The sequence below is a fragment of the Pseudoalteromonas sp. genome, assembly GCF_041613455.1.
Lineage (GTDB): Bacteria > Pseudomonadota > Gammaproteobacteria > Enterobacterales > Alteromonadaceae > Pseudoalteromonas.
Map to the genome: position 1 here is coordinate 1 of NZ_JBFJHD010000084.1, position 12,349 is coordinate 12,349.

Sequence of the window (12,349 nt, forward strand, 5' to 3'; positions counted from 1 at the left end):
ATTGGGGCGAGCTACCACCGTTTTATCATTTGGTTGCGTCTTCTGTCAGCGAAGCAGAAGGTATTTTAGAGCACGGATTCGATAATGCCGTCAAACAATTAATCAATAAGCGTAATTGGAACCTCGACTTACTTGACGGTTATGAAGATGCACTTGGCGAAATTCATTGTAAAAACAAGCCACGCATTGCGTTACACCAAGTATTTACCGATCGTGGCTTTGAACTGTGGGCGTTCCCCTATGCTAAAGATGTTATGGTTGACCAGTACATTAAAAACAACCGTTTTATGGAATTTAATGTGTGGGATCCACTGGCGATGAAAAACGTTATTCGTATTAACCAATTACATAAGTTTATTGGCTTTTACTTTGAACAAGGCGATAAGGCCGATAAAGCCATTATTTTACATGCGCACAAGGTGGTGCATAAAATTATTACTTTTTTACAGCGAGAGTTGAACGTAGTAAAGCTAGATGGGGTCACAATAAAAGAGCTTTACCAATTATGTGAAAAAGACAGCCGAGCCAGCAGCGATGAAATAAACATAGCAAAAATTGCACTGGGTGAACAAATTAACAGGGAATAAAATGCAGCTAAAATCAGCCTTTATCACTTTATGCAGTGCCGTGCTTACATTTAGCCTACTGGTAAGTGAGCCGTTAAAGGCACAAACTAACTTTAAACTGCCCGATTTAGGTACCTCAGCATTACAAGCACTGCCGCTTGAAAAAGAACAAGCCATTGGCGCAGTCATGATGATGCAAATACGCGGTTCATCGCCGGTTATTAACGATCCGGTACTTGATGAATACCTGACTACTTTAGGTCGTCGGTTAGTGGCAAATGCAAACGATGTGCGCTTTCCGTTTTCATTTTTTTGGTTAAATAATGCTGAGATCAACGCGTTTGCCTTTTACGGTGGCCATGTGGGCGTGCATACGGGGCTGATTGCGCAAGCTGATAACGAAAGTCAATTTGCCTCGGTATTAGGTCACGAGATTGCTCACGTTACCCAGCGCCATTTAGCACGGCGCATTCAGCAGCAACAAGATAACAGCGCACTTACCATTGCCGGTATGATTGCCGGTATATTAGCGGCAGTGGTGGCACCCGATGCTGGGATTGCAATTATTTCGGCCAACCAAACACAAGCGGCTTTTAGCCAATTAACCCATAGTCGCTCGGCTGAGCAAGAAGCCGACCGGATTGGCATGCAAACGCTGCAAAACGCAGGCTTTGATCCGCGCGAATCAAGTGAGTTTTTAACTAAATTAGCGGCGCAAATTCGTTATCGCTATAAACCCCCCGCTTTTTTACTCACTCACCCCTTACCCGAAAGCCGCGTGTCAGATGTGCGCTTGCGCGCGCAGCAATACCCTGCACGTACAATCAATCCAAGCTTAGAGTTTAACTTAGCAAAAAGTCGCGTGCTGGCACGTTACGATAATAAACCCGAAGCCGCCGAATCTCTGTTTAGAAAGCTTTTGCGTGAAAATAGCTTTAGCAACATTGCGCTGCAGTATGGTTTGGCTATTAGTTTAATTGATCAAAAAAAGCTTGATGAAGCCGAGTCTATTTTAGCGACACTGCTAAAAGACGATCCGAAAAACTTATTTTATATCGACACCCAAACCGATTTACTAATTGCGCAAAAGAAAGCGGCGACAGCGGTAAGTTATTTAGCCGAGTTGAATAATAACCGCCCAAATAACCAAGTTATCACTTTAAATTATGCCAACGCCGCACTTGAGGCAAAACAATATGAATTGGCCGAAACCGTTTTAAAAACCTTCTTATTGGAAAAACCAGAGCATAACTTAGGTAAACAGCTATTAACTGAAGCGTATAAAAAACAAGAGAAACTGGCTGCTTACCATGAAGCCAATGCCGATGTGTTATCGCAATACGGCGCCTATTTAAAAGCCGCCGATGAAATACAAAAAGCACTTAATTACATCGAGCCCAGCGAGCTGGTTAAACAGCAAAGGTTAAAAGCGCTGCTTACCCAGTACCGACTGTTACAAAAAGAGCTTGCTAGGCTTTAAGTCTGCAAGCGCTTCGCCTAGAATAGCCACAACTCATTTATTGGAAGCATATTATGTCTGTTACGATTTATCATAATCCGCGTTGTTCAAAGTCGCGCGAAACGTTAGCTTTATTACAAAGTAAGGCAATTGAGCCCAACATTGTGGAGTATTTAAAAACACCGTTAAACAATGAGCAAATCACGACTTTAGTCAAGCAGCTTGGTTTTTCATCTGCCCGTGAGCTAATGCGCACTAAAGAAGACAGCTACAAAGCACTAAACTTAAAAGAGCAACACGACGAGAGCGCATTAATTAACGCCATGGTTGAAAATCCAAAATTAATTGAGCGCCCTATTGTGGTAAACAATGGCAAAGCCGCGTTAGGCCGCCCGCCTGAAAATGTATTAAGCGTGTTATAATGACCACACGCATAGTGGTGCTGTATCATTCAAGCCACGGCTCAGTGGAAGCGATGGCGCATGAAATAGCCGAGTCCATTGAACAGCTAGGCGCAACCGCCCTACTGCGAACTTTTGTAGCTAAGAACCCGCACGATATTGTTGTCACTAAAGATGACTTAATTCATTGCGACGGCCTCGCCTTTGGCACGCCCACCCGCTTTGGCATGATGGCATCGCAGGCCAAAACGTTTTGGGAAACCACCAGCGATCTCTGGTTAAAAGGCCAGTTAATCGACAAGCCAGCCTGTGTGTTCTCATCATCAAGTAGTATGCATGGCGGCAATGAAGCCACCTTACTTAACTTGTCACTGCCCTTGCTACATCATGGCATGATGCTATTGGGGGTGCCTTACGATGTTCCCGAATTACTTGCCACGCAAAGCGGCGGTACACCTTATGGGGCAACGCATGTCGCTGGTAGCGGCAACAGTAACCAGCTCACGAAAGATGAAATTAAGATCTGTCAAAGTGTCGGTACTCGACTCACTCAAATTGCGAGAAAACTTCAATGAAAGCAGCTGCAGTAACAGCTAAAAAACCCATTACGATAAAATTTCAACGTTTAGCATTGTTTGGCTATGTGGGGTTATTACTATTAATGCCACTGTGGATGTTTGTTTTTTCACCGCGAGAAGGCCATAGTAATGGTTTTATTTTTGCCGTGTATATTTTGCCGTTATTGTTACCGCTTAAAGGATTTATTAAAGACAAAACATACACTTACGCTTGGGCTAACTTTGTGGTGATGATTTACTTTATTCATGGCCTAACACTATTGTGGGTCGCCGAAGGCGAGCTAATATGGGTGTTATTAGAATTAGCTTTTGCTTCGGCGATGTTCATTGGCTGTACCTACTATGCACGGCACCGTGGCCAGGAGTTGGGCTTAAAAATTCGTAAACTTAAAGAAGAGCTGGCCGAAGAAAAAGCCGCTCACGAGCACGATAAATAAAGTGTTATACCAATTGGTATAGATAGTGTTATGCATTAAAAAACGCGCTAGTTAGCGCGTTTTTTTGTAGCTATGGATGATGCAGTTACACCAGTGAGCTAAGTGCCGCAAGCATCACAATACTGGCCAAGCCCAATTGACCAAGTAAGCTTAATAACGAACAGCCTCTTAACACAAACAAGCCCCATGGGTGCTTAATATGCGGGTATAGCGCACAGCGCTTAAGGATAACGGCAAAAAAGTAACACACCACCGCGAGCATAGTTAGCCCAAGGGTAAGTTCACTTTTAATACTGATAGACTCATCAAAAAAGAAAAACAACTGCAAGGGAAACAATAACGTTACAATGGCGTGCAGGCTATGCACTTTTTTAATGCGCGCAAACTGCCCTTCAGGGGAGAGTTCTTTAATGCCAAAGTCGCGCTCTAGGCACTTTACTAAATTGTTGGCTTTAATACTCACCGCTAAGCGATAACAACTTAAGCCTTCGCTATTGCGTATTCTAAAGTCGTAACCGGCTTTTAGCAGTAACACCATAAGCGACTCATTTTTTGCTAATACGGCATAATGAAGTGCACTATTACCGCTGTTATCGACCGCTTTAGCATCTTGCTTGCTGAGTAATGTTTCAACCACATTTACGTAGCCTTTTTCGGCCGCCCACATAAACGCTGTTTTGTTATTTTCATCGGCCAGCGTGCCAGTAGCACCTTGCTCAATAAAGCGCATCGCCATCATTTGCTTGGCGGTTTTTTTCTTTAAATGCGCCAGTAACGCTTGCTCTAGCAACACCACAGAGTCGACGTCGGGCGACACTTGCGTTAATAACGTAAAGTAATCTTTGCCTTTGGCGACCTTGTCTGCGGTGAGCTCAGCTAATTGATCAAGGTCGCTAATCGACTCCGGAATATAGCTACTTAAACGCTCTCTAAAATCAACCTCTTTCCACAGTTCAAGAGTATCAACAGCAGAGAGTTTACTGCCATTATTGAGGGCATGTTCAATTAGGGTAAAGTAACGTTTAGCAAAAAATAAGCTAATCAGCGATTGCGGCGTAGACAGGCTATTTTGCGCCGACACACTGGCGTATTTTTCCAGCCGCTGGCACAGCATTAACACTAAACTTTCGGGGGTATAGTCATTGTCATAATAATGCGCTTTAACTGCGCTAATATAGGCCTGTGCGTCCTCGTCATACTCGCTAATATGTTGAAAATAACACTCTTCAAATGGTTCAAGCGGTGTTAACCAGGCTAAATAAAATATCGGCGGCAAAACGGTAGTGCATACACCATCATCTTCATGGGTAGAACGACAAGCAGGCCAAGCTTCTAACGCATCTAAAATAAAGGCACCATTTTGTTCCACAAGTCCTTTGATAAGTAATGGGTATTCCTTTGGCCAAATCAGTACATTTTCCATTAAAACAACACAACTCCAGTGTAGCTTGGGTGGGAGGTAAGTTAGCAGCTGTTAGCTGACACCACGCTTAATCAACGAGGTGATATTCTAGCACACCTTGATCGCCACGCTAGCGCTAAGTATGTCATTATTCAGAAAATATAAAAGCAGCCTATTGGTTTACAAATAGGCTGCTTATGAGGTTGGAGTTGGGTCTAATTTGCGCTAAATAATCGCGCGTTATTTACGCTTTAATTCTTCAATTACTTTGTCTAAACCAACGTCTGAAATACGTTGTGTAATTTCTTTTTGTTTTGCGCTGAGTAACGAAATACCCTCGGCAACAATGTCGTATACCTTGTACTGGTTATCTTTGCCTAAACGCAGCTTAAAATGAATATCTATGGTGGGTTTATTAGGCTCAATTATTTGTGTTTTAACCGTGGCATAGTCGGCATCACTTAACGCATTATCTTGCTCAAACACCACCTTTTGACCGGTGTACTTCATTAATGCATCGGCATAAGTGCCCGTTAAGTAATGCTCTACCGCATCAATAAAATTAACTGCTTGCGCACGCTCAATACCTTTGATGTGCTTGCCTAATAACTTAAACGACACAAACTTTATATCTATGTGCGGCATTAAGCGCTCTGCCACAATGCTTGCCATCGCTTCTTTGCTGGCATTACCTTGAGCATTTACTTTACCGATATCGGCAAATAAGGTGTCTGCGACACTTTTAAGTAACAGTTGCGGCGACTGCTGGGCTTGTGCAAACAACGAGCCACTAAATAAAACGCCAACGAGCAAAAAAAGCTTTATAAGTTTCATAATACCGTAGTGTGTTAAAAGAGTAAGATGGCGTTAATTTACGCTAATAATTTCAAATTAAAAAGGCACAAATAAGCAACTTATTAGTGCTAATTTGGCATTAATTATATAAGTTTTATAAATTCAACCAGTTAACTTGATGCATTAACAAGGCATCAACAACCCTATTTTTCACCCCATTGAAACCCTGATGATCACGCCCTTATTATTACGCCACTTATTGCTTTGCACACACAGAGAACGATGAATACCTTTTATAAAGCGCTCACTACTTTGTTTTTTACGCTACTGGCTCTGACCAGCCACACCACTCATGCCCGTTCAGAGCATGGCTATGCCATAGACCTAATGAAAGGGTCTGGCAATGTAACTGGGCTAAAACTGGCCTATCAATACCATCCACACTCGCTACAAGCTTTGATTGGCGATGCGCGCTTTTACTTTGAAAGCAGCGTTAACCTTTGGCAATATCGCCATGGCGATAATAGCCAGTCTAACCTCGTGCTCGCGGTATCGCCGGTGCTTCAGTTTCCGGCCTTTAGTATAAGTAATACGCCCATATATGTTGAAGCGGGAATTGGCATATCGTTGATTGATGAAACTCAGTTTGCCGATAAAAACATAAGTACTCACTATCAATTTGAAGACCGCATTGGCTTAGTGGCTGATTTTGGCGAAACCAATGTCGCACTCAGAGTGATCCATTACTCTAACGCGGGCTTTAAATCGCCAAACCCTGGGCTTGATTTTATTTCGTTGTCGATGGCGAGGCGTTTTTAACGCGACTGTATTGATATTTTGCCACAATGCAGCCACACTTGAAGGGTGTTTATCCTTGAGTAAAATATTATGCAAACGTGGCACATGGTGCTAATTGTTGTTATCGTTTTTGCGATTATTATTGGTAACCTTGCGCTGATAAAGCACTCGGCAAATATGCCATTTAAAAAAACTACACGCAAAGACAGTAACGTCATAGCCGATAGCAAAAAGCCTACCGACACAAAAAAGCCCTGAGTTATCAGGGCTTTTTTAGTTACTTTCTGCCGTTAAGGCGTTAGCAACTAACCTACTAACCAATGCGCCATTAGCGCGATAACCGGTAAGGTGATCAGCGTTCTAAGAATGAAAATAACAAACAGCTCAAAAATATTAACTGGGATTTTGCTACCTAGTAACAGTGCGCCAACTTCCGACATATATATAAGCTGAGTCACACTCATTGCAGCAATAATAAAGCGCGTTACATCACTTTCAATCGTGCCTGCGGCTAAAATAGAGGGAATAAACATATCGGCAAAGCCCACCATAATGGTTTGCGAAGCCAGCTCCGCTTCTGGCACTTGTAATAGCTCTAAAAACGGAATGAACGGCATGCCTAAATACTGAAATACCGGAGTGTATTCAGCAATAATTAACGCTAATGTGCCCACCGCCATAACCACTGGCAATACGGCAAATACCATGTCCAATGCGTTATGTATTCCTTCTTTTAAGGTATTTTTAGCACTTGGCGCTTGGTGTGCTTTTGTTAAGGCAACATCTAACGAATGACCTAATAAGGTTTTACCTGCCGGTACTAATTCGGCATTTACATCAGGCGCACTGTCATCAATATACACATCTTTTTTAAAGCGTAATGGTGGTAAACGCGGCACAATAATCGCGGCCACAATACCGGCTAAACACACAGTTAAATAAAATGGTGCAAATAAGTATTCTAGTTTAACTTGACCAATCACCACTAAACAAAAGGTGATCGACACAGCCGAAAAGGTGGTACCAATAATCGCCGCTTCACGTTGCGTGTAGTATTTATCTTCGTATTGACGCGCCGTCATTAATATACCTACACTGCCGTCGCCTAGCCACGAAGCCACACAGTTAACCGCACTGCGGCCCGGTACACCAAATAGTGGGCGCATTACTTTCGTTAATAAAGTACCCACTAGCTCTAACAAACCAAAGTTTAATAATAATGGCAGTAATAACCCCGCTAAAATAAACACCGAAAACAACACCGGGAGTAAATCGTTTAACACCAGCGCGCCGGTATTGCCCGAAGTGATTGCATGCGGCCCTATTTTTAGGTAGGTCATTAATACAAACGCCATACCAAATAAGCGGGTCGTCAGCCAAAGCCAACTAACATTAAATAGGTGGTTTAATAATGGTGTTTTTGACAAAAATGCCGGCTTAAACACGCTGAAAACAAGTGATAGAACCCCGGTAATACAAATAACTAAGGTCATAATTAATTGTGCGCTGTCGGCAATTAGTTGTTGTAATGCTTTTGCCATTATCGCTATTGGAATCGTCATAAACTCCCCTGAAGAAACCGTTGTCATAAACAAAAACACACCAATTAATGAGGGAACCATAAAAACAAACCAGGTACGTAAGTTGAACGCTGAGGTAGTAAGTGACTGAGACATATTTTTTAACCTATAAAAAACACAAAAAGAGCAAACAGCTCTTTTTGTGTAAAACATTTATTATTATTAAATTTTAATACCGCGCTGAATAAGAGCAGATTCTAATGCTTGTTGCAAGCTATTCATGGTGCCCGGCTCAAGTGTTTCACCTTGATTATCCATCCATGTAAGGCTAGTACCACCTTGCTTAGTTTTGCTGACTAATATTTGGTATTGACCTTCATCAATCGGTAACGGAGTAACTTCGTCGCCCCAAATAGAATCCCACACACTTGATTCTGGTTTTTTATAATCGGCGGTAATTAATCCGGTGTCTGGGTTAATTTCTACGATAGTGAACGATAAGCGCTCTAAAAAGCCAGAAAAGCGGTCAAATACATCGTTGTAAGACTGCTCTGTCACAAGTGCCGCATTGCCTTTATTGTCAAAGCCCATTTCTAACGAAATAATCCCTTGGCGCTTGCGCATATCCACTTCTAATTGGCGATAACGGTAATCGACTTCACTAATAATTTGATTCAGTGCACGTACTTCTAACTGCTGTTTCAGTAAATCAGTGAGCGACTGCTCCCCTTTAAAGTCAATGAGCTCTGCCGTTAATGACGCGGTACGTTGATGCGATTTTTCTTCAATTTTGAATCTAAAGCGCTCTAGATCAACGCTTTCATCGTCGCCCCATAACCAGCTTTCTTCTGGCTTAACAATAGCATACCAATCTGTTTCAATAATGCCTGACGCTTTATCTGCCTTAGTTGCTTTGCTGTCGTTGTCGGCCAGCACCGCATTAATGGCATTCCAAATAAACTCATCTAGGTCATCAATTCCGTCATTTTTATCAAAATAAACACGGGCATTTTTATCTGTTTCTTCAACCCAACTGCCCTTAGCTACCGTAAGTACTTGTGCGGGTGGGCGGTAGTTAGTCGCATCGGGATTGTTGTTATATTGACCTACATCCATTTTGTATGTTGGATCTTGGGCTGGTTGCGATAACGAGGCAGGCACTTTTAGTGGTTCATACGCACGATAATTACGTTCATTATGCGCTTCATTATTAAATACACTACATCCTGATAAACTTACCAATACACTTACTGTTAGTGCTTTTGGGATCCAATACTGCACAGATAATTCTCCTTAGCATACCCTTAATTGTTTTAACAAATATATGAGTGGGTGATGCCGATTTGGTTCAGTGTAAAATCAATATTAACTTTACATAAGTTATTTTTTTGTCTGATTGCTCAACGCCCACACCCTGTTACCAAAGTAAGCGACAAATAGACACATTTTGGCTATGGTACTTTCCCATGCCTGTAAAAACAAGAAACACTGTACTTTAAAACTGCTAAAATTGGCTCGTTGTCTAGTTTAAACCCGTTTTTATGTTAAACTTTGCCGCCGAGCAACTGTTATTGTTTATTTTTTGTTGCCATCTCCGTTGTTATTATCCAAGTAACTTAGGTATTTACGTCCATGACTGCATTTTCAAATCATCAAATTGTGTTAACGGCTATAGGTGAGGATAGATCGGGTATTGTTAGTGAGCTCACCCAGTTAGTCAGTGATTGCCACTGCAACATTATCGACAGCCGAATTGCTATTTTAGGTAACGAATTTACTTTCATTATGTTACTTAGTGGCGACATGTCTGCCATTAGCCGCATTGAGCATACCTTGCCCACTAAAGCGATGGAGCTGGACCTGCTTACCATGATGAAACGTACCTCAAGCCATAACCAAGCTAAATTTCGTGGCGGTTATACCTTGGTTTACACCGGCATAGACACGCCAGGTACACTTAGCAAAGTAACGCGCTACTTTGCCGATAACAATATTATTATTTGCTCATTAAAGTCAGATACCTTTGAAGAAGACGAAGTAACCAAAATGCGCTGCGAGCTTGAGTTTAATATCCCTGTTGAAGTGGATGTAGACCAATTTAAAATTAATTTTGAAGAACTTTCTCATGTTCTCAACGTAGACTACATATTTAGACGCATTCGTTAAGGAGCCCAACTATGAATAAAATTAGCCCATTGCAAGCCGGCGATACTGCCCCTGCTTTTAGTTTACAAAACCAAAACGATGAAACAATCACCTTAAGCGAGCTGTTAAAAGAGCAGCAAGTATTAGTGTACTTTTACCCTAAAGCGTCAACCCCGGGTTGCACTGTACAAGCCGAAAACCTGCGTGACCATCAAGCTGAGTTGGCTAAATTTAACACCCGTGTCGTAGGCATCAGCCCCGATCCAATTAAGCGCCTGAAAAACTTCGAAATCAAAAAAGAACTCAACTTCGATTTACTCGCCGATGAAGATCACGCCATTGCCGAAGCGTTCGGCGTATGGGGCTACAAAAAGTTTATGGGCAAAGAATACGACGGCATTCATCGCCTTACATTCTTAATCGGCCAAGACGGTAAAATTAAACACCTGTTCGATAAGTTCAAAACCAAAGATCACCACCAAGTGGTATTGGATTATTTAGCGACTGAATAAGGTGTCAGGTGTCAGGTGTCAGGTGTCAGCAAAAATAAAAACAAAAGCGTTGCTCAAGAGCAGCGCTTTTTTGTATGCTGAACTAGGCCAGTAGCAGAGATGCTGGCCAAATTAAAATAATAATATAATGATGCTAATTGTTTTAGAGAGCCTATATATGAAAACCATTGGAAAGCTAGCTAGAGACTTAGATATAAGTGTTGAAACAATCCGTTTTTATGAGCGTAAAGGCCTAATAACGCAACCACCAAAGCCAGCAAGTGGTTATCGCCTCTATAATAATATTCTCGCCAGCCAACTTAGGTTTATTTTAAAAGCTAAAGCATTGGGGTTCACACTCAAGGAAGTCGCCTCTCTCATGTCACTGAGTGGAAACTGCGCTGATATTGAATCGCTGGGACGAAAAAAGCTTAGGTTAATTAGCGATAAAATTGCTGATTTACATAGATTAGAACAGCTAATTCAAGGTATGACAGATTCTTGCAAAGCTAATCAAGACCCTCACTGCTGCCCAATTATTAATGCATTACAATAGCCATTGACTCCGTACCTATGTACGGTGTTTATACTGCCATTAAAACAAAGGTGGTAATTATGATTAATAATATCTTAGATAAAATAGGCTCCGCTGGCGTATGGCTAGCCGCACTAAGCTGCACTGCATGTTTTCCTGCACTGGGTTCATTGGCAGCAGGTTTAGGACTGGGTTTTCTGTCTCATTTTGAAGGCATAGCAATAAACACTGTATTGCCGCTGTTTGCTGCACTTGCTTTATTAGTTAATGTGTACAACTGGTATCAAAATAAGAATTTGCTCAGGGGGATACTAAGTGTCATTGGCCCTCTTGTAGTGTTGTTAGCACTTTACCCGTTGTGGCAATACTATTGGAGCACTTACGTATTTTACTTTGGCATAACATCGATGGTGATTATGTCGGTTTTTGATATCGTTAAACCTGTGAAGGGGTCTGTATGCAAAGTATAAAACTACAATCAAATATCACGTGTCCTGAATGCGGCTTTAGTAAGCTTGAGCGCATGCCAACAAACGCGTGTCAGTGGTACTACGAATGTCAGGGGTGTAAAACGTTGCTCAAACCACTCAAAGGTGATTGTTGTGTTTATTGCTCTTTTGGCACCGTTAAGTGCCCCCCTATTCAAGAGGGGAATAGCTGCTGCAATAACTCTTAGCTTTCACTGTGTATCAAGCAAAAACATTAATACAGCTAAGTCAATGACCGCTTAAGTAGGTGCTTTCAATTGCTAAATGCAAAACGCCAATGTTAATTGAGAGTCCCTTTTTTAGCCATGTTGGACGAAGGGCCCAGAGAGAGAAAATATTTACCATAGTGTAGCTTTAAAATAGCGCTGATGCCGCCAACATAACAAAACCCTAAAACGTTATTAATACTGCGCAACCATAATCCATAGAAAATCATATAGATAAATCTCAGTCTTCCTCTTCTAGTTTAAATGAAAAAGTTGAACCTCTAAGTCATATAGACTAACCTTTCACAAAATATTGCAACTTTATGGTTTGTTTTACATGCGTTTATCAATCACTTCTATAAGTGCCGCTAATTTACTATATCGTGCAATGGTCTACTTTCTGCTGTCATTTTTCATGCTGGGTGCCTTTGAATACCTGACAAGCCAAAATACCTTAATGCCGGTTATATCACCGTATATCGCATTAATAGCGTTAATTATGTCAATTGCTGCAATCAGCTTACGGCG

At 41.7% G+C, this 12,349-nt stretch carries 17 protein-coding genes; 13 read left to right on the top strand and 4 right to left on the bottom strand.

Features of this window, described 5'->3' with window-relative positions:
• The 5 genes from ABYB02_RS09445 to ABYB02_RS09465 form a co-directional block, all read left to right on the top strand.
• Positions 1–587, top strand: a 587-nt coding sequence (locus ABYB02_RS09445) for a hypothetical protein (protein ID WP_372762220.1), incomplete at its 5' end; no start/stop codon positions are given.
• Position 588: 1 nt separating this feature from the next.
• Complete coding sequence (locus tag ABYB02_RS09450; RefSeq protein WP_372762221.1) at positions 589–2,046, top strand: M48 family metalloprotease; 1,458 nt, start codon at positions 589–591, stop codon at positions 2,044–2,046.
• Between the two features lie 53 nt (positions 2,047–2,099).
• On the top strand, positions 2,100–2,447 hold the full coding sequence (arsC, locus tag ABYB02_RS09455) for an arsenate reductase (glutaredoxin) (RefSeq protein ID WP_372762222.1): 348 nt from the start codon (positions 2,100–2,102) through the stop codon (positions 2,445–2,447).
• On the top strand, positions 2,447–3,001 hold the full coding sequence (wrbA, locus tag ABYB02_RS09460; protein WP_372762223.1) for an NAD(P)H:quinone oxidoreductase: 555 nt from the start codon (positions 2,447–2,449) through the stop codon (positions 2,999–3,001). The genes arsC and wrbA overlap by 1 nt, the downstream gene beginning before the upstream one ends.
• Positions 2,998–3,441, top strand: a complete 444-nt coding sequence (locus ABYB02_RS09465) for a DUF2069 domain-containing protein (RefSeq protein WP_372762224.1) — start codon at positions 2,998–3,000, stop codon at positions 3,439–3,441. The genes wrbA and ABYB02_RS09465 overlap by 4 nt, the downstream gene beginning before the upstream one ends.
• An 85-nt stretch (positions 3,442–3,526) precedes the next feature.
• On the opposite strand, the gene ABYB02_RS09470 is transcribed toward ABYB02_RS09465, so the two are convergent.
• Together ABYB02_RS09470 and ABYB02_RS09475 are read right to left on the bottom strand one after the other, a co-directional pair.
• On the bottom strand, positions 3,527–4,864 hold the full coding sequence (locus ABYB02_RS09470) for an ankyrin repeat domain-containing protein (RefSeq protein WP_372762225.1): 1,338 nt from the start codon (positions 4,862–4,864) through the stop codon (positions 3,527–3,529).
• Between the two features lie 219 nt (positions 4,865–5,083).
• Positions 5,084–5,677, bottom strand: a complete 594-nt coding sequence (locus ABYB02_RS09475; protein ID WP_372762226.1) for a phospholipid-binding protein MlaC — start codon at positions 5,675–5,677, stop codon at positions 5,084–5,086.
• Positions 5,678–5,920: 243 nt separating this feature from the next.
• Between ABYB02_RS09475 and ABYB02_RS09480 the strand changes: the two genes are divergently transcribed.
• On the top strand, positions 5,921–6,457 hold the full coding sequence (locus tag ABYB02_RS09480) for an acyloxyacyl hydrolase (RefSeq protein ID WP_372762227.1): 537 nt from the start codon (positions 5,921–5,923) through the stop codon (positions 6,455–6,457).
• A 69-nt stretch (positions 6,458–6,526) separates the two neighbouring features.
• Positions 6,527–6,694 (top strand): DUF2897 family protein, encoded by a 168-nt coding sequence (locus ABYB02_RS09485; protein ID WP_372762228.1) that lies wholly within the window; start codon positions 6,527–6,529, stop codon positions 6,692–6,694.
• A 47-nt stretch (positions 6,695–6,741) separates the two neighbouring features.
• On the opposite strand, the gene ABYB02_RS09490 is transcribed toward ABYB02_RS09485, so the two are convergent.
• Positions 6,742–8,112, bottom strand: coding sequence for a YjiH family protein (locus ABYB02_RS09490; RefSeq protein ID WP_372762229.1), 1,371 nt, complete (start codon positions 8,110–8,112; stop codon positions 6,742–6,744).
• A 66-nt stretch (positions 8,113–8,178) separates the two neighbouring features.
• Positions 8,179–9,237 (bottom strand): outer membrane protein assembly factor BamC, encoded by a 1,059-nt coding sequence (bamC, locus tag ABYB02_RS09495; RefSeq protein ID WP_372762230.1) that lies wholly within the window; start codon positions 9,235–9,237, stop codon positions 8,179–8,181.
• Between the two features lie 351 nt (positions 9,238–9,588).
• On the opposite strand from bamC, the gene ABYB02_RS09500 reads away from it, so the two are divergent.
• The 6 genes from ABYB02_RS09500 to ABYB02_RS09525 all read left to right on the top strand — a co-directional run.
• A complete protein-coding gene (locus ABYB02_RS09500; RefSeq protein WP_372762231.1) occupies positions 9,589–10,122 on the top strand; it encodes a glycine cleavage system protein R in 534 nt (177 codons plus the stop codon).
• A gap of 11 nt (positions 10,123–10,133) precedes the next feature.
• Entirely contained in the window at positions 10,134–10,613 is a 480-nt protein-coding gene (gene bcp / locus ABYB02_RS09505) for a thioredoxin-dependent thiol peroxidase (protein ID WP_372762232.1), read from the top strand.
• A gap of 157 nt (positions 10,614–10,770) precedes the next feature.
• Positions 10,771–11,148 (top strand): MerR family DNA-binding transcriptional regulator, encoded by a 378-nt coding sequence (locus tag ABYB02_RS09510; RefSeq protein WP_372762233.1) that lies wholly within the window; start codon positions 10,771–10,773, stop codon positions 11,146–11,148.
• 59 nt (positions 11,149–11,207) lie between these two features.
• Positions 11,208–11,597: an organomercurial transporter MerC gene (merC, locus tag ABYB02_RS09515; protein ID WP_372762234.1), complete on the top strand. Its 390-nt coding sequence runs from the start codon at positions 11,208–11,210 to the stop codon at positions 11,595–11,597.
• On the top strand, positions 11,585–11,803 hold the full coding sequence (locus ABYB02_RS09520; RefSeq protein WP_372762235.1) for a GDCCVxC domain-containing (seleno)protein: 219 nt from the start codon (positions 11,585–11,587) through the stop codon (positions 11,801–11,803). Before merC ends, ABYB02_RS09520 begins: the two co-directional genes overlap by 13 nt.
• Before the next feature lie 355 nt (positions 11,804–12,158).
• A partial coding sequence (locus tag ABYB02_RS09525; RefSeq protein ID WP_372762236.1) for a hypothetical protein occupies positions 12,159–12,349 on the top strand: 191 nt, incomplete at its 3' end.